Origin of the sequence: Streptomyces sp. NPDC059989, from assembly GCF_042736975.1 — a bacterium.
In the GTDB taxonomy this organism is placed as follows: domain Bacteria; phylum Actinomycetota; class Actinomycetes; order Streptomycetales; family Streptomycetaceae; genus Streptomyces.
Genome location: NZ_JBHWUO010000001.1, coordinates 124,370 through 143,297 on the forward strand (window position 1 = coordinate 124,370; position 18,928 = coordinate 143,297).

General features: G+C 71.5%; 18 protein-coding genes, 1 tRNA gene and 1 pseudogene. 9 read left to right on the forward strand and 11 right to left on the reverse strand.

Annotated elements, in window-relative coordinates; translation table 11 throughout:
* Positions 1–177: 177 nt before the first annotated feature.
* The 8 genes from ACFWBN_RS00630 to ACFWBN_RS00665 form a co-directional block, all read right to left on the reverse strand.
* Complete coding sequence (locus tag ACFWBN_RS00630) at positions 178–489, reverse strand: hypothetical protein (RefSeq protein WP_385168289.1); 312 nt, start codon at positions 487–489, stop codon at positions 178–180.
* A gap of 559 nt (positions 490–1,048) precedes the next feature.
* On the reverse strand, positions 1,049–1,447 hold the full coding sequence (locus ACFWBN_RS00635; protein ID WP_385168292.1) for a DUF6344 domain-containing protein: 399 nt from the start codon (positions 1,445–1,447) through the stop codon (positions 1,049–1,051).
* 188 nt (positions 1,448–1,635) lie between these two features.
* Positions 1,636–1,720 (reverse strand) — tRNA-Ser (locus tag ACFWBN_RS00640).
* A 50-nt stretch (positions 1,721–1,770) separates the two neighbouring features.
* The gene (locus ACFWBN_RS00645; protein ID WP_385168295.1) at positions 1,771–2,724 is read right to left on the reverse strand and encodes a trypsin-like serine peptidase; all 954 of its coding nucleotides are present in this window, start codon (positions 2,722–2,724) and stop codon (positions 1,771–1,773) included.
* A 187-nt stretch (positions 2,725–2,911) separates the two neighbouring features.
* On the reverse strand, positions 2,912–3,958 hold the full coding sequence (locus ACFWBN_RS00650) for a YeiH family protein (protein WP_385168297.1): 1,047 nt from the start codon (positions 3,956–3,958) through the stop codon (positions 2,912–2,914).
* Positions 3,958–4,515: a cysteine dioxygenase gene (locus ACFWBN_RS00655; RefSeq protein WP_385168300.1), complete on the reverse strand. Its 558-nt coding sequence runs from the start codon at positions 4,513–4,515 to the stop codon at positions 3,958–3,960. The genes ACFWBN_RS00650 and ACFWBN_RS00655 overlap by 1 nt, the downstream gene beginning before the upstream one ends.
* Before the next feature lie 79 nt (positions 4,516–4,594).
* On the reverse strand, positions 4,595–5,500 hold the full coding sequence (locus ACFWBN_RS00660) for a LysR family transcriptional regulator (RefSeq protein ID WP_385168302.1): 906 nt from the start codon (positions 5,498–5,500) through the stop codon (positions 4,595–4,597).
* Between the two features lie 105 nt (positions 5,501–5,605).
* Entirely contained in the window at positions 5,606–7,177 is a 1,572-nt protein-coding gene (locus ACFWBN_RS00665) for a S1C family serine protease (RefSeq protein WP_385168305.1), read from the reverse strand.
* A gap of 225 nt (positions 7,178–7,402) precedes the next feature.
* Here ACFWBN_RS00665 and ACFWBN_RS00670 point away from each other — a divergent pair, with 225 nt between their 5' ends.
* From ACFWBN_RS00670 to ACFWBN_RS00680, 3 genes and pseudogenes are all read left to right on the forward strand, one after another.
* Positions 7,403–8,203: a glycerophosphodiester phosphodiesterase gene (locus tag ACFWBN_RS00670; RefSeq protein ID WP_385168308.1), complete on the forward strand. Its 801-nt coding sequence runs from the start codon at positions 7,403–7,405 to the stop codon at positions 8,201–8,203.
* Between the two features lie 85 nt (positions 8,204–8,288).
* Positions 8,289–8,890, forward strand: a pseudogene (locus ACFWBN_RS00675) (ATP-binding protein).
* Positions 8,891–9,052: 162 nt separating this feature from the next.
* A complete protein-coding gene (locus ACFWBN_RS00680; RefSeq protein ID WP_385168310.1) occupies positions 9,053–10,027 on the forward strand; it encodes a DUF5926 family protein in 975 nt (324 codons plus the stop codon).
* 180 nt (positions 10,028–10,207) lie between these two features.
* Here the strand turns inward: ACFWBN_RS00680 and ACFWBN_RS00685 are convergent, their stop codons facing one another.
* Both ACFWBN_RS00685 and ACFWBN_RS00690 read right to left on the reverse strand, forming a co-directional pair.
* Positions 10,208–10,798: a hypothetical protein gene (locus tag ACFWBN_RS00685; protein ID WP_385168312.1), complete on the reverse strand. Its 591-nt coding sequence runs from the start codon at positions 10,796–10,798 to the stop codon at positions 10,208–10,210.
* A 109-nt stretch (positions 10,799–10,907) separates the two neighbouring features.
* The gene (locus ACFWBN_RS00690; RefSeq protein WP_385168315.1) at positions 10,908–11,627 is read right to left on the reverse strand and encodes a bifunctional DNA primase/polymerase; all 720 of its coding nucleotides are present in this window, start codon (positions 11,625–11,627) and stop codon (positions 10,908–10,910) included.
* A 451-nt stretch (positions 11,628–12,078) separates the two neighbouring features.
* Here ACFWBN_RS00690 and ACFWBN_RS00695 point away from each other — a divergent pair, with 451 nt between their 5' ends.
* Complete coding sequence (locus ACFWBN_RS00695) at positions 12,079–13,608, forward strand: PP2C family protein-serine/threonine phosphatase (protein WP_385168318.1); 1,530 nt, start codon at positions 12,079–12,081, stop codon at positions 13,606–13,608.
* A gap of 131 nt (positions 13,609–13,739) precedes the next feature.
* A complete protein-coding gene (locus ACFWBN_RS00700) occupies positions 13,740–15,206 on the forward strand; it encodes an aminopeptidase P family protein (protein WP_385168321.1) in 1,467 nt (488 codons plus the stop codon).
* A 73-nt stretch (positions 15,207–15,279) separates the two neighbouring features.
* Here the strand turns inward: ACFWBN_RS00700 and ACFWBN_RS00705 are convergent, their stop codons facing one another.
* Positions 15,280–15,723 carry an ATP-binding protein gene (locus ACFWBN_RS00705; RefSeq protein WP_385168324.1) on the reverse strand — a complete coding sequence of 148 codons (444 nt, stop codon included), beginning with the start codon at positions 15,721–15,723 and terminating at the stop codon, positions 15,280–15,282.
* A gap of 253 nt (positions 15,724–15,976) precedes the next feature.
* Between ACFWBN_RS00705 and ACFWBN_RS00710 the strand changes: the two genes are divergently transcribed.
* The 4 genes from ACFWBN_RS00710 to ACFWBN_RS00725 all read left to right on the forward strand — a co-directional run bounded on the left by ACFWBN_RS00710 (position 15,977) and on the right by ACFWBN_RS00725 (position 18,911).
* On the forward strand, positions 15,977–16,828 hold the full coding sequence (locus ACFWBN_RS00710; RefSeq protein WP_385168326.1) for a hypothetical protein: 852 nt from the start codon (positions 15,977–15,979) through the stop codon (positions 16,826–16,828).
* Between the two features lie 110 nt (positions 16,829–16,938).
* Complete coding sequence (locus tag ACFWBN_RS00715) at positions 16,939–17,670, forward strand: YcnI family protein (RefSeq protein WP_385168329.1); 732 nt, start codon at positions 16,939–16,941, stop codon at positions 17,668–17,670.
* Between the two features lie 99 nt (positions 17,671–17,769).
* The gene (locus ACFWBN_RS00720; protein WP_385168331.1) at positions 17,770–18,423 is read left to right on the forward strand and encodes an SCO family protein; all 654 of its coding nucleotides are present in this window, start codon (positions 17,770–17,772) and stop codon (positions 18,421–18,423) included.
* Positions 18,420–18,911, forward strand: a complete 492-nt coding sequence (locus tag ACFWBN_RS00725; protein ID WP_385168334.1) for a copper chaperone PCu(A)C — start codon at positions 18,420–18,422, stop codon at positions 18,909–18,911. Before ACFWBN_RS00720 ends, ACFWBN_RS00725 begins: the two co-directional genes overlap by 4 nt.
* The last annotated feature ends 17 nt before the right edge of the window (positions 18,912–18,928 follow it).

Sequence of the window (18,928 nt, forward strand, 5' to 3'; positions counted from 1 at the left end):
GGCATCACATCATCGAGTGAACCTGACTGTCCGTCAGATTCACCTGCGGTGTCAAGGTCGGGAGGGCCCCGGCAAGGCACGGGAGGGTCAGGCACGCGCGAGGGCGCCTGCGCTACCGGACCCCAGCCGGTCCGGTCGCACAGGCGCCCTCAACAGTTCGAGCGGCTCAGGCCGCGGCTACCACCAGGGGTAGAAGTTGACCGCGACGTTCGAGTTGTCCTGGTCGATCGCGGTGAAGGCGGACCCGTTCACCTGCGCGGTGTTGTTCTGATTGGAGGCGCCCGAGCCGGTGGCCACCTGCTGCGAGGTGGACGAGTTGCCGTGGTTGTTCCCGCCCACACCACTGCCGATGATGCTGGCGACGCTCGCATTCGATCCGTCGTTCGCGAAGGAGCCGTTGTCGGCCGAGGCAACCCCGCCGAACAGGGCGACGGCGAGGGGGAGAGCGGCGACGGCGGCGATGACGCGGGCGGTACGGATGCTTGCCATGTCTTTATCCTCCAGAAAACCGAAGTGGGACTTGCTCCAAGGCAGTTGGCCGACCGCCTCGGTCGTTCCGTGTGGTGACGACGTCGCGAGACCAGAGTTGCCCACCGAATCCCCGGCAAACCACCCCGGAGTCCAGGATTCCCCCGCAAGTATGACCAACATCGGATAAACCTCATTCGCGCCCCCGAAGCCCCAGGTCAGCACTCCGGAACCTGCCGACACCCCTGCCCCACAAGGGATGAAGCGTTCCGCCAGATCCACGCCTGCGGACATGCCAAAAAGGGCCGCGCCGTCCGGGAACCCCACCGTCTCCCGGGCCTGCGGCCCTGCAATACCGGGCTTCACGCCCCCTGCACGCCCCTGGCGCCCGCCGGGGCAATCCCACCGTGCCCCACTCCGGGGGCACATCGCGCGGCGCGATCCACGGTCACCTACGACCGGGCTCCAGCGCCTGTTCTCCACGAACCTACGGACCTGCGAACCTACGGAGCTACAGACCTACAGACCTACAGACCTGCGGGTGTACGCCTCTACGGACCTACGTGGCGTACGGGCGGCCCTAAGCGGCGAGCGCGAGCGCGTTCCGCGCGGCACCGGCAGCAGCGTTCGTGAGCGCGGCTCCGACCAGGGCCGGCTCCCGTACGCCGGTTCCCGGTCCGGCGCCCATGGCTGCGGCGGTGGTCGAACGGCGGACGGACGGGGTCTTGCCGTGCGCCTCGGCGCGGATCCGCTGCTTGATGGTCGGCGGGAGCGAACCGCCCCGCATCATCGCCCGCCAGGTCCGCCGGGCCGCGAAGGCCGGCCGACGCACGGAGGCGGCGGGGGCCGGGTCGGCGGAAGCCGCGACGGAGGCGGCGGCCGGGGCGGCCTTCCCACCGAGACCGAGAGCGGTGAGCAGCGCCACCAGGGCGGCGAGGACGGAGGTCCAGATCGAGGTGAGGGTGCTGCGCTGAGCCATGACGAATGCCTCGTTTCGCGATGTTCCGACGGGCGGATCTGAATACATTCGTCATGATGTGTTCGCAACCGCACCGCTCCCACGACGCGCGCCGATCTTCCGACAAACACCACTCGGATGAACCAACCACCGTGGGCGGATACGCGAGCGGCCCCTGACCGGATTACTGGTCAGGGGCCGCTCAGCTGCGGTGGGTGTGGGATTTGAACCCACGGTGACTCGCGCCACGACGGTTTTCAAGACCGTTCCCTTAGGCCGCTCGGGCAACCCACCTGGCCGGTACAGAGTACCGGGCAGGCGGGGCCGGTGGGGCTGGTGTGGGGTCAGGCGGTCTGGGCCTTGTCGTAGGCCGCCTTCGCCTCGTTGCCGAAGTACGGGCCGTACATGCGGTTCGGCAGGAAGGTGTAGCCGAAGCTGTTGACCGAGACCTGGGTGCCGAGGCCCGTGGCCTCGTTGAAGTCCTGGAACCAGGGGCCGCCGCTGGAGCCGCCGGTCATGTTGCAGGCCAGGCTGTGGTCCTTGGTCAGCAGGAAGTCCTTGCCGCTGTTGCCGCTGCAGTAGACCAGCTTGGTCCCGTCGTACGGGGCTGCCGCGGGGAAGCCGAAGGAGTACATCTTCTTGTTGTAGCCGCCGTTGAAGAGGATGCCCTGGGCGCCGACGGCCTGGCTCAGCGTCTGCCCGTTCAGCGGGGCGACGACGGCGAGGCCGACGTCCATGTTCATGTCCTCGCTCGCGGCCCACTGGTCGGTGGCGAAGGTCTTGGTGGCCGACCACTGGCCGTAGGGCGCGGTGCCGTTGTTGTAGGCGGGGACGAAGACCCAGTTCGTGTGCCAGGCGCCCTGGTACTTCACGCAGTGGCCGGCCGTGATGACCGTGCTGCCGTTGGCGCTCGTGATCGAGTCACCGGAGCAGGAGGCCGTCCGGTCACCCATCGTGAAGAAGACCCGGCCGGAGGTCTTCACGACCGCTCCGCCGCCCGTCCAGGCGCCGCCCGCCTGCGGGAACGCCGTGGGGGAGGCGGCCGAGGCCGCCGTCGGGGGGACGCTGGTGGGCGCGGCCGGGCCGGCGACCGGGGTCCGGGTCGCGCCGGGGGCCGCCGTGATGTCCAGCGGGGTGGCCGCCCGCATCCGCTCGGCGGTCCAGAAGCCCTGGGTGTGCTGCTGCCGGAAGGACGCGGGGGCGTCCGCCGCGATCGAGGGGGTGGCCGCCGTCAGGACGCCCGTGATCAGGGCGCCTGCCGATAGGAGTGCCGACAAGGCTGTGCGATGACGATTCACGCATGACTCCTTCTGCCGTGCCCGGACCAGGGCAAGGTGGGGGGTGAAGAACGGTCGGTGCGGATCGGCGGTGCGCTGTGCGGCTTGCCGGGGGCAGAGTGGCACGGCCGCGCTGCGATGTCAGCGGCCAGTCAGAACGTTCGGTCGGTTCCGGCCATGATTTGGCCAACTCCCTTCCGTACGCGCCTCATACGGTGAGCAGCACACCCGCATACGAGACCCCCGCCACGACCACCCAGGCCCCGAGCCCCAGGGCCGCGGCCCGCCCGCCGGTCCGTGCCAGCGTCGGCAGGTGCACCGCGCTCCCCAGGCCGAACAGGGCCGCCGCGAGCAGTGCCTCCTGCGCGGTGTGCGCCCATTCCAGCGCCACGTCGGGCAGTACGCCCGTGGCCCGCAGCGCGGCCGCGGCCAGGAACCCGGCCACGAACAGCGGCACCGGTGCCGGACGGCGTCCCGAGGCCGTACGCACCCCGCGCCGCCGGGCCCGTACGGAGAAGGCGACCGCCGCGACCAGGGGCGCGAGCAGGGCCACCCGCATCAGCTTGACGAGCACCGCCTCGCCGAGCGCGCCCGGCCCCGCGGTCTGCGCGGTCGCGACCACCTGCCCGACATCGTGCACGCCTGCGCCGACCCACCGCCCGAAGGCCGGATCGGAGAGCCCCAAGGGGCCCTGGAGGAGCGGGAGTACCGCTATGGCCAGGGTTCCGCACAGGGTCACCAGCGCCACCGAGGCGGCCACGTCCTCCTCTTCGCTCCCGGACACCTCGCTCACCGCGCCGATCGCAGAAGCCCCGCAGATCGAGTACCCGGTGGCGATCAACAGCGGCTGGTCCCCCGGCAGTCCGAGGCGTCGACCCAGCCACAGCGTGCCGAAGAAGGTGGCCGCGACCACCCCGGCCACCATGGCCACGGTCGCCCAGCCCAACCGCAGCACCTGGTCCAGCCCCAGGCCGAGCCCGAGCAGGACGATGCCGATCCGCATCAGCCTCCGGCCCGCCAGGGAGAGGCCCGGGCGGGCCGTTCCCCGTACGAAGGTCCGGAGGCCGGGGAGGTGCGCCACGGCGATGCCCAGCACCACGGAGGCGGTCAGCATGGGAACGGCGGGCACGATGCGGTGGATGCACCAGGCCACCAGCGCCCCGCCCGCGGCGGCCGCCAACCCGGGCCAGGGAGTGGATGTTTCACGTGAAACATGCCGGACCGCCACACCGCGAGGGCGGTGGAGGAGGGCCATCAGGCGCTGCTGTCGAGGGGTTGGGTGTAGACGCGACGGATGCTGGTGCCCAGCCGGGACACGTCCGCCCCGTACACGTGCACGGATATCGCCTTCGTGCCGCAGGAGTTGCGCACCTTGTGGATGTCACCGGGCGGGGCGAACCCGCAGACCTCGCCCTGCCCGTTGACCACGTCCTCGGTGGGCACCAGCCGGGCGGACCCCGCGCCGGGCGCGAGCCGGTAGCGGCGCTCGCTCTCCTCGCCCTCGTGCACCCCGGCCACACACCACGAGACGTGGTCGTGGATGCAGGTCTCCTGCCCGGGCAGCCAGACCAGCGCCACCACCGAGAAGCTGCCGTCGGACTCGGCGTGCAGAACGTGCTGCCGGTACCGCTCCGAGTCGCCTTCCTGCTGCGCCGGCGTCAGGAGGTCCGGTGCGCCCAGGTGCGGGCCGAGCAGTTCACCCACGAGGTAGGCGGTCAGGTCGGGGGCCAGCCCCCGGTCCACGACCGTGCGGATCTCACTGACGAGGGCGGCCATCCTCGTGGTCGTACGGGCCGGTGTGGTGGTGGTCATACCGGCAGCGTGCTGCCGTACTTCCATCACGTCCAACGACAGTTGTGACCTGAAATCCCAAGCACCGCTTATGGGTTGGTCAGCAACCGACCCGGTTCGCCGCCACCTGCTTCAGCGCGTCGAGCACCACGGCAGTCGCCGGAATCCGCAGGTGGTCGCGGTAGACGTAGGCGGCGATGTGACGGCGGGCGGCGGGTTGCAGCGCCCGCCCGCAGACCCGGGTCAGCGACAGGGAGGGCAACACCAGCGCGGGCATCATCGCCACGCCCAGGCCCTGTGCGACCAGGCTCTGCACCACCAGGTTGTCGTCGGTGGCGAAGCGGATGTCGGGTACGAAGCCCAGCTCCGCGCACTCGTGCAGCAGGTTGGCCCGGCAGCGCGGACAGCCCGCGATCCACCGTTCCTCGGCGAGGTCCGCCAGGTGCACGGCGCGCCGGCGGGCCAGCGGGTGCCCGGTCGGGAGCAGCACCGTCAGCTGGTCCTCCAGCAGCCTGACCTCGGCGACTTCCTCCGGGATCTCCTCGTGGAGCCCGGGATAGGTGAAGGCCAGGGTGATGTCGCACTCCCCGCGCTCCAGCCGGCGCAGGGAATCCGGGGGCTCCCCCTCCAGCAGCTCGACCTGGATGCCCGGATGGTCCTTGGCCAGGCCGCTCAGGGCTTCGGGGACGAGGGTGACGTTGGCGCTGGGAAAGCCGCAGAGCCGGACCCGGCCGGTGCGCAGCCGCGCGTACGCCTTCAGCTGGGCCTCGGCGGCGGAGAGGCTGCCGAGGATGGTCTCGGCGTGCCGGGAGAGGGATTCCCCGGCCTCGGTGAGCTGCATCTTTCTGCCCACGCGCGTGAACAGCGGGGTCCCCACGGCGCGTTCCAGCGCCTTCATCTGCTGGGTGATGGCGGGCTGGGTGTACCCGAGCACGCGGGCGGCCGCCGAGTAGGACCCGGAGGCGACCACCGCGTGGAACGTCCGTATGTGCCGGGAATCGAACACCCGTGAAGCATAAGCGGACGTTGGGAGGGGCCGTAGGCGGAATCGCGCCCACGGCCCCTCACCATCAAGCCACTGCTGCCGGCCGGGTGGCCGGCCGCGGGGCGGCTACTTGTCGCCCACCCGCGAGCCGAGGGTGATGTCGACCGTGGTCGGCTTGCCGCCGCGCAGGTAGGTCAGCTTCACCGTGTCGCCCGGCTTGTAGGTCCAGATCAGGCTGATCAGGGTCGGGCCGCTGTCGACCGGCTTGCCGCCGAAGTCGGTGATGATGTCGCCGGGCTTGAGGCCCGCCTTGCCGGCCGGACCGTTCGGGTCGACCAGGTCATTGGCGGGAGCGCCCTGCTCGGAGATCTTGGCGCCCTCGGACTTGGCCTGGAGGTCCACGGAGACCGAGATGACCGGGTACACCGGCTTGCCCGTCTTGATCAGCTGCTCGGCGACGTTCTTCGCCTGGTTGATCGGGATGGCGAAGCCGAGGCCGATGGAACCGGCCTGGCCGCCGCCGAAGCCGCCGTTGCCGGCCGACTGGATCGCGGAGTTGATGCCGATCACGGCGCCGCGCCCGTCGAGCAGCGGGCCACCGGAGTTGCCCGGGTTGATCGAGGCGTCCGTCTGGAGCGCGCTCATGTACGAGTTCTTGCCGCCGGAGCCGTCACCGGAGGCGACCGGGCGGTTCTTCGCGCTGACGATGCCGGTGGTGACCGTGTTGGACAGGCCGAAGGGGGCGCCGATCGCGATGGTCGGGTCGCCGACCGCGACCTTCTCGGAGTCGCCGAGCGGCAGCGGCTTGAGGCCGGCCGGCGGGTTCTTCAGCTTCAGGACGGCGACGTCGTAGCCCTGGGCCCGGCCCACGACCTCGGCCTCGTACTTCTTGCCGTCGGAGAAGGTGGCGGTGAGCTTGCCGCCGTTCGCGGCGGAGGCCACGACGTGGTTGTTGGTGAGGATGTGGCCCTGCTGGTCGTAGACGAACCCGGTGCCGGTGCCGCCCTCGCCGTCCCCGGCCGAGGCCTCGATGGTGACCACGCTGGGCAGTGCCCCCGCGGCCAGGCCCGCGATGGAGCCGGCGTCGCGCTTGAGCTCCTTGGGGGTGTTGCCCGCGCTGATGGTGGTCGAGCCGGTGCCGTTGTTGCTGCGGTCGGCGGCCCAATAGCCGACACCGCCGCCGATGCCGCCCGCGACGAGGGCCGCCACGAGCACGCCCGCGATCAGGCCGCCCTTGCCCTTCGGCTTGGGCTGCGGGGCGCCGTTCGCGGTCAGGGGGGCGCCCCACACGCCACCGCCGTGGCCGCCGCCGCCGTACGCGGGCACCGTGGGCGGCGGGGGAGGCCAGCCCTCGGCGCCGTGCGCGGCCGGGACGGGAGCCGGAGCGGCCGGGACGGGAGCCGGAGCGGCCGGGACGGGAGCCGGAGCGGCCGGGGCGGCACCCGGCGCGGCCGGAGCCGGGACCGGGGGCTCCGGGGTGTGCGGGATCTGCTGGGTCGGCTCGGTGCCGGGCGCGGGCGTGGGCGGAAGCTGCTGCGTCACCGGCTCGGCGGCTCCGGTCGCGGGCGCCGGGGCGGCCGGGGCCGCAGGAGCGGCGGGCGCCGCGGCCTGGGGTGCGTCGACCGGCTGCGGAGCAGGGGGTGCGGACGGGGCCGCGGGGGTTGCGGGGGCCGCGGTGCCCTCGTTCTCGGTGCTCACAGCGCTCTCTCCTCGTCACACACGGCTTCGGAAATCTCTGGCGATCGGTTCGGCTGAACGTTCGACGTGCCGCACAAGTTCCTGGGCAAAGCCTTTCCCATGACCCGTCAGAGCACTGTAAGCCGGACCTGTGCATCTCCCGACATTCTTTATATCCGGCATTTCGGGCGCATCCGCAGGAGGCCGCCTCGACGCCGGGGGGCTCCTCGGTGGCACCATGACCCGGTGACCCACGCAACGCCGCGCCCCATCCAGGTCGTCGCCCACCGCGGCGCCTCGGAGGATGCCCCCGAGCACACCCTGGCCGCCTACCGGAAGGCCATCGAGGACGGTGCCGACGCCCTCGAGTGCGATGTCCGGCTCACCGCCGACGGCCATCTGGTCCTGGTCCACGACCGCCGGGTGAACCGCACCTCCAACGGCCGCGGCGCCGTCTCCGCCCTGGAGCTCGCCGATCTCGCCGCCCTCGACTTCGGCTCGTGGAAGGACCGCGAGGAGTCCCCCGACTGGGACGCGGACCCCGAGCGCACCTCCGTCCTCACCCTGGAACGCCTGCTGGAGCTGGTCTCCGCCGCCGAACGGCCGGTGCAGCTCGCCATCGAGACGAAGCACCCGACCCGCTGGGCCGGACAGGTGGAGGAACGCCTCCTCTTCCTCCTCAAGCGCTTCGGCCTGGACGCCCCGCCCGCCGAGGGCCCGCACCCCGTGCGGGTGATGAGCTTCTCCGCACGCTCCCTGCACCGGGTACGGGCGGCCGCCCCGACGATCCCGACCGTGTACCTCATGCAGTTCATCTCGCCCCGGATGCGCGACGGCCGACTGCCCGCGGGGGTGCGGATCGCCGGCCCCGGAATGCGGATCGTGCGCAACCATCCCGGCTTCATCCGCAAGCTCCAGGGCGCGGGCCACTCCGTACACGTATGGACAGTGAACGATCCCGAAGACGTTCAGCTGTGCGCTGATCTCGGTGTGGAAGCGATCATCACGAACAGACCCCGTCAGGTTCTGTCCCAACTGGGGCGCTGACGCCCCCTTTTGCGCACCCCTCACCCCCACCCCGTCCATCACAGGGTGTGCCCCGGCGCATCCGCTCCGCATTCGGCCGTCGCCAATGCGTCAGAGGGCTCCGCTTCGTCGGTTTCCGGTCCAGGCCATTGGGGCATCCAGACCATGCGTGGGGCTAAGGAGGTTCCGGGGGTGGCGTTGGTGGTGGCACAGGAAGTGCCCACGTCGTCGTGCATGGACGTACGCCATGGTCCTGCGGGCGTGGGCGAGGCGAGACACCGGATGCGTGAGCAATTGCGTATCAGCGGGGTGTCCGAATCGGTCGTGGACGATGCCGTACTGATCCTTTCCGAACTGCTCAGCAACGCCTGTCGACACGGCAGGCCACTGGGCTCACGGGAAGTCGGGGACGGGGAGATACGCGCCGCATGGCGCGTCGACAAGGCGGGGCGGCTGACGGTCGAGGTCACGGACGGGGGCGGGCCCACTCGCCCTGTTCCTTCGACGCCCTCGGTCACCGCACGCGGCGGCCGGGGGCTGAACATCATCAGCGCCCTGGCTCAGGACTGGGGTGTCCGGGATGGCGCGTCCGGCGAGGTCACCGTCTGGGTGATCGTCGCAGGTGGGGCCCGGCACGAGGATTTCGCTACGCGCGTTGCGCCCCCGGCGATCGACTTCAGTACGGCCTTCGACGATCTGGATCCCTGAAGCCGGGATCCCCGACAGCAGTACCGGTCATCCGTACAGGCGGCCGTCCGGGAGCGCACGCCGACCGTGCTCCCGGCCGCACCCACCCGGTTCCGGCGGTACGAACGGCTAGGCTCGCGCCCAGACACGACGCCGTACCGCCGCAACCGGGAGACACCCACGATGGCCAAGAAGCGCCCCGCAGCCAAGACTGCAAAGCCGCAGCTCAAGAACGGTGAGATCCCGGTGGTGGGCGCCCGCGAGCCCTGCCCCTGCGGATCCGGGCGCCGCTACAAGGCCTGCCACGGCGCTGCCGCCGCGCACGCCGTCACCGAGCACGTGCGGCGCCCCTTCGAGGGCCTGCCCGGCGAGTGCGACTGGGTCGCACTGCGCGAGCTCGTTCCCGCCGCGACCGTGCCGCTGTCGCTCAAGGGCGGCCTGCCGGAGGGCGTCCCCTCCGTCACGCTGGTGACCGTGCTCCCCATGGCCTGGCCGGCGCTGCGCCGCGAGGACGGATCGGTCCTCCTCGGCCTGCAGAACGAGTCCTCCACCGGGGACCTCGGCCGCGACATGGCCGACACCCTGGAGCGTGCGCTCGTAGCGGAGCCTGGCACTCCGGTTCCGGCCCGCCGGGTCCCGGCCGAGGGGCCTCGACTTCAGGATCTCCTGGACGCCGACGGCGGTTTCGAGCCGGTTGTGCACAGCGGCTTCGAATTCTGGATTCCGGAATCGGAGAGCGCCCAGAGCGCCTCCCCGGAGATCGCCGCCTCGCTGGAGCGCGCCAACGCGGCCGCCATCCCCACCGTCAAGCTGGCCGGCGTGGACGCGGCCTACTGGTGCGAGACGCCGGACAAGAACCACCTGCGCTGGGTCATGCCGCACCCCGAGGAGAAGCTGCTCGACGCCCTCGCGCGGCTGCACGCGGCGGGTACCTCCTCGCTCGGCGAGGGCACGAAGCTCGTCGGTTCCTTCCGTGCGCACGGCCTCATGGTCCCGGTCTGGGACCTGCCCACCGGGGTCACCGCGGACGATGTCGAGAAGCCCGCGGCGGAGCTCGCGGAGCGGCTGGCCGGGGCCCTGGCCTCGGACGCACCGCTGACCACGGAGGAGCGCCGGGCGCGCGGCGGACTCACCAACCGCCAGGTGACCCTCAGCTGACCTGCGCCCTCGCGCAGATCCGGTGACAGGAGTCACAACTCCCGCTAACCGTCTGCAAATCGGTGTCTGAATATCAGAGATCGAATTTGCGAACAGGCGATCTCTTGTTACCGTTCTTGTAGCCCGGTCGCTGGTGCATCCCCCGTCGCCAGCGACCGGGCCCTTCCATTTCGGCGGCGCTCAACCGTCACCCGGTACCGGTGAGTTGCTCCCGGACCGCAGCAGCAGCTGCCCTTCGTCATCCGGAACTGCAAACTCCGCAACTGCCGAATAGCTGTCCGGAGTCCCGGCCGACTCCTCCCTCGGCGTCTCGCACAGCCCCGGCTCGTCGCCCGGGCCGACCGCGCAGAGGATCTGCACCGTCCGCCCGGCCGGCCCCATCACCGTCAGCACGGCGTCCAGTGCGCGACCGCTGGTGTTCCGGTAGTAACTGCGGCCCCACGTCCGGCCTTCGGCCACCAGGACGCAGGTCTGCGCCTCCACTCCGTGCGGCGAGGACACCTCCGGTCCGCACGTGGAATCCGTACGGGGCTGCTCGACCGGGCCGGGCTGCCGGGATCCCGCCGCGGCCGGCGAGCCGGCGGGCTTCCGCGGAGCGGAGCCCTTGGAGTCCGGGGAGTGCGGGGAGTCCGAAAGCCCGAGCGTCGAGAACAGGCCGCCGCCTTTTCCGTCATCCGGACCGGCAAAATCCGGCCCCGCGATCGCTCCGGCCAGCGGGAGCGACAAGATGATCAGCACACCGGCGCTGATACCGATCAGGCGGAGATTCATTCGCCGAAGATAGCGATGCGGGAATGGGGCGCGGAGATCCCCGCGCCCAATTCCCTTGCAAACTCGCCCCGCCGGCACCCGTACGAGTGATCCACCGGTGGCGGGCGGGTCAGTACGCGAGCCTGCTGCCGCCGCCGGGCGCGCCGCTGCTCGCCTCGACCAGCGCGTCCACGACCGCCTCGACCTCGGGCAGCCAGAGACATGCCGCGGCCGACCGCCCCGGCCCCGGCCGCGGTTCCCGCTCCCAGCGCACCCGGCCGCCGCTGGACGCGGCGGAGGGCGGCAGCAACAGGTAGCCGCCCTCGCCGTGGAAGCGCAGCGACGAGGGCACCTGGTCCTTGGCGTAGAGGAGTTCGCCGAGCCGCTCCAGCGAATACGGCGCCACCAGCAGCGACCAGCGGGTGGGAGTGGCCACGACCGGCCCGAGACGCAGGCCCTGCGCGTCCAGTCGTACGAGGGCCCGCGCGGCCGCGCCGGCCGGGAGGCTCACCGCGCACGGGGCGGTCCCGCCGGTGGCCATCAGGACGGGGGCGGTGGGCCGGTTGGTCCACCACCAGGTCACCATCCGGGGGTCGGTGGTGGCCGCGAGCAGTCCGGGGTCGAAGGGGTGGGCGCCGGGGACGACGCAGTCGGGGTCGGGGCAGGCGCATCGCGAGCCGTCCGCGGCGGACCGGCCGACGCCGGGCAGCACGGGCCACTGCCATGCGGTGGCGCAGGTGAGCGCCGCGTCGAGGAGCGCCGGCGTGCCGCCGCTCTGTCCCGGGTCGGGGCGCAGGGATTGAAAGCGATCGCGGAGCCGCTGGAGACGCCTTCCGAGGATCTCGCGCATGAGCGCTCGTTCCTTTCCGTTGAACGCCGAGGGCCACATCACACCATGTAAGCGGTGTCTCACCACACGTACACGTTTCGCGTCACTGTCCGCTATAAGCAGGTTCACACGGTTCGTGCAGTTTTCTTGCGGGTCCATCAAACGTCCGGCGGGGGCGAAGCGCGACCCGCACCGGTGCCCAGACCGGCTGCCGCCGCTAAGGACGACGGCCCGCGCCGGACGGTTCCCGGGCCGTGCCGGGTCGTGCCGGAGCGGCGTCGGAACGGGGCAGGGACCGGGCAAGGGCGGGGCCAACTGGCCCCGGGCACTACCGATTACGTACCCGAACCCCTTGTGGAGCCCGCCCAGTCGACCCCAAAAACCATCGGCTTCCAGCTTTTTCCGGCCAAGTTCTAGCCTTGGCCGGACAGTGAGTTGCCGCCCCACGGACACCAGGATTCCCACCTGGGCAATGCTGGACATGTATCCGTGTGTGCGTGTAGATGTGGATTCCTTGATGGCGGCGCAGCACGATCTGGGGGTTTGCGATGCTATATGGCGAATCGCACCAGGTGGAAAGGCGGACGCCATGAGCGCCCCGCATCTGCCGAAAGTGGCTGGAATCGATCCAGCAGTCACGGCGTCACCGCACACTGTGGCGCCCACTCCCGCACGGACCACTCCCGCCCAGGCTCCCGCACCCGGCCCGGGCAGTCTCATCCAGGACCGGCTCGCGGGCATGGTCTCGGACCTCACCACCCTCCACGAGCTCACCGAGCGCCTGGCCCGCACCGATGATCTGGACTCCTCCCTCCACGAGTTCCTGCGCGCCGGCGCGGCCCTCGTCGGCGCCCGGCGCGGCCTGATCGTCCTGGAGCCCTCCGACGGGCTCGGCCCCACCAGCACCATCGGCCTCGGCCTCGGCCACGCCGACCTCGGCCACATCGAGACCGTGCCGCGCAGCGCGACCTCGTACGGCCGCATCCTCGACGGGCTCCCCGACGCCCACGGCGGCTCCGAGCTGCTCCCCGAGCCGGACGCCCCCGTCGGCGCCGGTGGTTTCGCCGCCCCCGTCGACCCCCGCCACCGCGAGGTCGCCGCCCGTCTCGGCTACGCCGCCAGCTACGCGCTGCCGCTGACCGCGGAGGCCACCGGCCGGCTCGGCGCGGCCGTCTGGCTCTACGACGAGCAGGCCGAGCCCAACGACCGCCAGCGCGACCTCGTCGGCCTGTACGTGCGGCACGCCGCCGAGCACCTGGCCCGGATGCTGCAGGTGGAGCGCTCCCGCTCGCGCCTGGCCACCGTCGCCGAGGAGCTGCTGCCCAGCCGGCTCCCCCGGGTCCCCGGGGTCCAGCTCGCCGCCCGCCACCACACCGGGCCGCTCGGCGGGGGCGACTGGTACGACGCCCTGCCGCTGCCCGACGGCGCCCTGGGTCTGGCCGTCGGCTCCGTCACCGGATCCGGGCCGAGCGCCGTCGCCGCGATGGGCAGGCTGCGCGCCTCCCTGCGCGCCTACGCCGTCATGGAGGGCGAGGACCCCGTCGCCGTCCTGTCCGACCTGGAGCTGTTGCTGCGCCTCACCGAGCCGGCGCGCTCGGCCACCGCGCTCTTCGCCTACTGCGAGCCCGCCCAGCGCAAGATGATCCTGGCCGGCGCCGGGCACACCCCGCCGCTGCTGATCGGCGAGCGGCGCACCGAGTACGTGGAGACCTCGCTCTCCGCTCCGCTGGGGATGCTCTCCTGCTGGGAGGCACCGAGCGTGGAGCTCGAGCCCGCCCCCGGAGAAACGGTGCTGCTGTACACGGACGGGCTGCTGCGCCGTACCGGCGACCCGATGGACCGGGCCTATGCCCGGCTGCACGCGGCGGCCGCGGGTGTGCCCCGTACCGCCCGGGAGGACCCGGCCGCACTCTGCGACCACATCCTGCGGACCGTGCTGCCCGAGGGGGAGCCGGCCGACCTCCCCGAGGACATCGTGCTGCTTGCCGCCCGGTTCGAGTGATCTGCGACCGGATTGTTTGGTTTATCGCTGTTTGTGCGATAGGGCACAAGCCCCGCCGGGGGCCGTCCGGTCGCACATACGATGGACGAGGTCCACACCAGGTCCGTGCCTGTCGTAGCTGAGGAGAAGACGTGGCTGACGAGCTCACCCCGGAGACCCCGGAAGAAGAGCAGCCCAAGAAGACGCACAAGCAGCGCAAGAACGGGCTGTACCCGGGCGTCAGCGACGAGCTCGCCGAGAACATGCGCTCCGGCTGGGCGGACACCGAACTGCACGGGCTGGAGCCCATCGCGCAGGCCGCGCACACCGCCGCCCGCCGCGCCGCGCTGTCCGCGCGCTTCCCCGGCGAGCGCCTTGTCGTCCCCGCGGGCCGTCTGAAGACGCGCTCCAACGACACCGAGTACCCCTTCCGCGCCTCGACCGAGTACGCGTACCTCACCGGCGACCAGACGGAGAACGGCGTCCTGGTCCTGGAGCCCACCGGGGAGACCGGCCACGCCGCCACCGTCTACCTGCTGCCGCGCTCCAACCGTGAGAACGGCGAGTTCTGGCTGTCGGGCCAGGGCGAGCTGTGGGTCGGCCGCCGCCACTCCCTCACCGAGGCGGAGCAGCTGCTCGGCATCCCCGCCAAGGACGTCCGCGAGCTCGCCGAGGCCCTCACCGAGGCCGAGGGCCCGGTGCGCAACGTGCGCGGCCACGACTCGCTCATCGAGTCCGCCCTCACCGACAAGGTGACCAAGGAGCGCGACGAGGAACTGCGCGTCTACCTCTCCGAGGCCCGCGCCGTGAAGGACGAGTTCGAGATCGGCGAGCTCCAGAAGGCCGTCGACTCCACCGTCCGCGGCTTCGAGGACGTCGTGAAGGTCCTCGACAAGGCGGAGGCCACCTCCGAGCGCTACATCGAGGGCACCTTCTTCCTGCGCGCCCGCGTGGAGGGCAACGACGTCGGCTACGGCTCCATCTGCGCCGCCGGTCCGCACGCCTGCACCCTGCACTGGGTCCGCAACGACGGCGACGTCCGCTCCGGCGACCTGCTGCTGCTCGACGCCGGCGTGGAGACCCACTCCCTCTACACCGCCGACGTCACGCGCACGCTGCCGATCAACGGCGCGTACACCGACATCCAGCGCAAGATCTACGACGCGGTCTACGAGTCCCAGGAAGCCGGCATCGCCGCCGTCAAGCCGGGTGCGAAGTTCCGCGACTTCCACGACGCCTCGCAGCACGTGCTGGCCGAGAAGCTCGTCGAGTGGGGCCTGCTGGAGGGCCCGGTCGAGCGCGTCCTGGAGCTCGGCCTGCAGCGCCGCTGGACCCTGCACGGCACCGGCCACATGCTCGGCATGGACGTCCACGACTGCGCCGCCGCGCGCACCGAGGCGTACGTCGACGGCACGCTGGAGCCGGGCATGTGCCTCACCGTCGAGCCGGGTCTGTACTTCCAGGCCGACGACCTGACCGTGCCCGAGGAGTACCGCGGCATCGGCGTCCGGATCGAGGACGACATCCTCGTCACCGAGGACGGCAACAGGAACCTGTCGGCCGGGCTGCCCCGCACCTCGGTCGAGGTCGAGGCCTGGATGGCGCGGCTCAAGGGCTGACGCAGGGCCGACGACAGCGCTCGCGCGTGACGAGGGGCGGGCTCCCGACAGGGGGCCCGCCCCTGCGGCGTTCCTACGACACCTTCAGCAGCGCGTCGTCGCGCCACTTCAGCATCTTGTCGAAGCTCACCACCGCGCCGCGGCCCGGCCTGTTGCGGAAGCGGACGTGGTCGGCGAGTTCCGCGATCAGGTGCAGGCCCCGGCCGTGCTCGGCCAGCGAGGGTCTGAGGCGGGCCACCGTCGCGGGCGGGAACCCCGGGCCCGAATCGGTCACCTCGATGCGGCAGCAGTCCCCGTCCAGATAGGCCGTGACGTGGTACGCCCCGGTCTCGTCCGGGAGGCCGCCGCCCCCGCCGTGCTCCACCGCGTTCGCGCACGCCTCGCTCAACGCCACCGAGAGATCGAAGGAGATGTCCGGGTCCACCCCCGCGGTCTCCATCGTCCCCAGCAGCAGTCGCCTGGCGAGCGGCACGCTCGCGGCTTCGCGCCTCAAGTGGAGAGACCACCAGATGCTCATACGGATACCTATTGCCGCCCGCGGGGGGCCGTAAGCGCCCGGGCGGCCGCCGGAGCACTCATTGCCCTCGTTCGGCCGATGCGACTCTCCCGGGCATCGGTGTATGCGGGGTGGGCAGGGCGATGCTGGTGCGTGCGGCCGTGCCCGCGGAGGCGCGTGGTGCGCCGCGTGAGGGGAAGTTCGAGGGGGACTCAAGGGACCTTCCGGACCTGCCGTATGAAAGCCCTAAGCGCAGTGCGATGATGGCCCGGCCATGACTGCCCCCCACGCGACGCACGCCGGAGCCGGCCTCCGGCTGATCCGGGCCGCGGTGTTCACCGCGGTCTGTGTCGTGCTGTCCGCGGCCGGGCACGCCCTGGCATCCTGCGCCACCGTGCCCTGGTGGTCCCTGTGCCTCGGCTTCCTCGTGGTCTTCGCGGTCGCGGCCCCGCTCGCGGGACGCCGGCGCGCGCTGCCCGGCATCGCCGCCGGGCTCACCGTCGGACAGCTCGCACTGCACGTGCTGTTCGGCCTCGGCCAGCACGACGCCGCGACGGCCCAGGTCCCGGCCGGGACCTCCGACGGCTCGCTCGCGGCGCTCGCCGCCCGGCTGGTGTGCGGGGGCAACTCCGTACCGCTCAGCCCGGCCGACGCCCGGCAGATCCTGGAGACCGCCGGCCTGGACCCGGCCGCGCTGGCCGAACAGGCCGCGCAGGCCGGACAGCTCACCGAGGCGGGGCAGATCGCGGTGCAGGGCCACGGCGCACATGCCCACCTGGCCCAGGCCGCCACCACCGCGCCCGTGACCGGCCTCTTCAGTCCGGCCATGCTGCTCGGCCATCTGCTGGCCGCGCTCGCCGCCGGCTGGCTGCTCGGCCGCGGCGACGCCGCGCTCTTCCGGCTCGTCGAGCTGTCCCGGCTGTCCGCCGAAGCCGATCCCGTACGGCCGCTGCGCGCCGCGCTGGCCTTCGTACGGGCCCTCGGCGCAGGTCTCCCGGGGGCGCCCGCCCGTACACCGCGGGCCCCGCGGGCCGATGCGGCATTCCCGGCGGCAACCGGCCGGGAGGCACTCCAGCACACGGTGATCAGGCGCGGGCCGCCCACGGCGCTCGCCCTCGCAGCCTGACGCGGCACCCTCCTCCCCGGGACACACGGTGGGAGCACCGGTGCCGCGAACTCCGCGCGCGCCCGTGCGCGGAGCCACCGTCACCACTGCTTCCGTGGAGTGTTTCTGCCATGAAGACCTCTCGCATCTCCTTCGCCGCCGCCCTCGCCGCCGGTAGCGTCCTCGTCCTGTCCGGTACCGCCTTCGCGCACGTCAGCGTGCAGCCCGGCGAGGCCACCAAGGGCGGCTACGCGACGATCAACTTCAAGGTCCCCAACGAGCGTGACAACGCCGCGACCACGCAGCTCGAGGTCAACTTCCCGGTGGACCAGCCGCTCACCTCGGTCATGCCGCAGGACATCCCCGGCTGGACGTCCAATGTCGAGAAGACCAAGCTCGACAAGCCGCTGACCGTGCACGGCAAGCAGGTCAACGAGGTCGTCACCAAGGTGACCTGGTCCGGCGGCAAGATCGAGCCCGGCAAGTTCCAGCAGTTCCCGGTCTCCGTCGGCAAGCTCCCCGACAACGCCGACCAGATGGTCTTCAAGGCGATCCAGACGTACGACAACAACGAGGTCGTCCGCTGGATCGAGGAGGCCAAGGAGGGCGCCCCGGAGCCGCAGACCCCGGCTCCGGTCCTGAAGCTGACCGCCGCCAAGGCCGCGGACGACCACCACGACGCCGGTGACAAGAAGACCGACGCCAAGAACTCCGGCACGGACGGGAACGACGGGCACGGCCACGACAAGGCCGCCGGCGACCACGGCTCCGACACGACCGCGCGCGCCCTCGGCATCGCCGGCATCGTCATCGGGCTGGGCGGTGTGGCCTTCGGCGTCGCCTCGCGCCGCCGCTCCGCCTGATCCGTCCCTCCGCCCGATCCGCCGCGCCTGCGGACCCGCAGCGCCCCGGACCCGTCGCTCAAGACCATCCGTAACATCCCCGATCCCAGGGACATTTCCATGCGCACCACACGTGTCACGGTCGCCGCTCTCCTCGCGGCGGCCGCGCTCACCCTCACCGCCTGCGGCGGCGATCCCGCCAAGACCGACTCGGTGACCCAGATCAGCGGCGGCCGCAACAACGCCAAGCCCGCGACCGTCCTGGACCGCCCCTTCACCAAGCCGGAGCTGGTCCTGACGGACACCACCGGCAAGCCGTGGAACCTGCGCGAGCAGACCAAGGGCAAGCCGACGCTCATCTACTTCGGCTACACCCACTGCCCCGACGTGTGCCCGCTGACGATGAGCAACATCGCCGTGGCCAAGAAGGCGCTCCCGAAGGCGGACCAGGACAACCTCCAGGTCGTCTTCGTCACCACCGACCCCGAAAGGGACACCCCCGCCGCCCTCGGCCCGTGGCTCAAGGCCCAGGACCCGGCCTTCATCGGACTGACCGGGGACTTCGCCACCATCCAGGCCGGCGCGCGCTCGCTCGGCATCGGCATCGAGGCCGCCAAGACGGAGGCCAACGGCGACGTCGTCTCCATGCACGGCGCCCAGGTCATCGCGTTCTCGCCCAAGACCGACGAGGGCTACGTCCTCTACGGCGAGGGCACCACCGTCGACGACTACGCCAAGGACCTGCCGAAGATCATCAAGGGGGAGAACCCGTGAACGCCCGCACCACCCGCACCCTGGCCGCCGCCCTCTCCCTGACGGCAGCCTTCGCGATATCCGGCTGCTCCGCCTCCTCGGACGACGCGGCCAAGCCCACGATGAAGGTCAGCGGCGCCTTCATGCCCCAGCCCGTCAACGACAAGATGGCCGGCGCGTTCATGGTCATCGAGAACGAGTCCAAGACCGCCGACAAGCTCACCGGCGTCACCTCCACGCTCTCCGACGATCTCCAGATCCACGAGACCAAGGACCAGAAGATGCAGCAGGTCCCGTCCCTGGACGTGCCTGCCAACGGTGAGCTCAAGCTGGCGCGCGGCGGCAGCCACGTCATGTTCATGGGACTCAAGAGCACCCCGAAGGTCGGCGACAAGGTGACCGTCGAGCTGCGCTTCGAGAAGGCCGACCCCGTGAAGGTCGAACTCGACGTGAAGGAACGGACGTACAACCCGCAGGCTTCGGCACCCACCGACGGCAACGCCCACTGACGGACCGAGGAACCGAC

What these genes read in the sequence shown, in the direction of transcription:
- ACFWBN_RS00630 (WP_385168289.1), bottom strand. Translation starts at nt 489, where the DNA reads ATGGCAAGCATCCGTACCGCCCGCGTCATCGCCGCCGTCGCCGCTCTC.
- ACFWBN_RS00635 (WP_385168292.1), bottom strand. Translation starts at nt 1,447, where the DNA reads ATGGCTCAGCGCAGCACCCTCACCTCGATCTGGACCTCCGTCCTCGCC.
- ACFWBN_RS00650 (WP_385168297.1), bottom strand. Translation starts at nt 3,958, where the DNA reads ATGGCCCTCCTCCACCGCCCTCGCGGTGTGGCGGTCCGGCATGTTTCA.
- ACFWBN_RS00655 (WP_385168300.1), bottom strand. Translation starts at nt 4,515, where the DNA reads ATGACCACCACCACACCGGCCCGTACGACCACGAGGATGGCCGCCCTC.
- ACFWBN_RS00680 (WP_385168310.1), top strand. Translation starts at nt 9,053, where the DNA reads ATGGCCAAGAAGCGCCCCGCAGCCAAGACTGCAAAGCCGCAGCTCAAG.
- ACFWBN_RS00685 (WP_385168312.1), bottom strand. Translation starts at nt 10,798, where the DNA reads ATGAATCTCCGCCTGATCGGTATCAGCGCCGGTGTGCTGATCATCTTG.
- ACFWBN_RS00690 (WP_385168315.1), bottom strand. Translation starts at nt 11,627, where the DNA reads ATGCGCGAGATCCTCGGAAGGCGTCTCCAGCGGCTCCGCGATCGCTTT.
- ACFWBN_RS00695 (WP_385168318.1), top strand. Translation starts at nt 12,079, where the DNA reads ATGCTGGACATGTATCCGTGTGTGCGTGTAGATGTGGATTCCTTGATG.
- ACFWBN_RS00705 (WP_385168324.1), bottom strand. Translation starts at nt 15,723, where the DNA reads ATGAGCATCTGGTGGTCTCTCCACTTGAGGCGCGAAGCCGCGAGCGTG.
- ACFWBN_RS00710 (WP_385168326.1), top strand. Translation starts at nt 15,977, where the DNA reads ATGACTGCCCCCCACGCGACGCACGCCGGAGCCGGCCTCCGGCTGATC.
- ACFWBN_RS00715 (WP_385168329.1), top strand. Translation starts at nt 16,939, where the DNA reads ATGAAGACCTCTCGCATCTCCTTCGCCGCCGCCCTCGCCGCCGGTAGC.
- ACFWBN_RS00720 (WP_385168331.1), top strand. Translation starts at nt 17,770, where the DNA reads ATGCGCACCACACGTGTCACGGTCGCCGCTCTCCTCGCGGCGGCCGCG.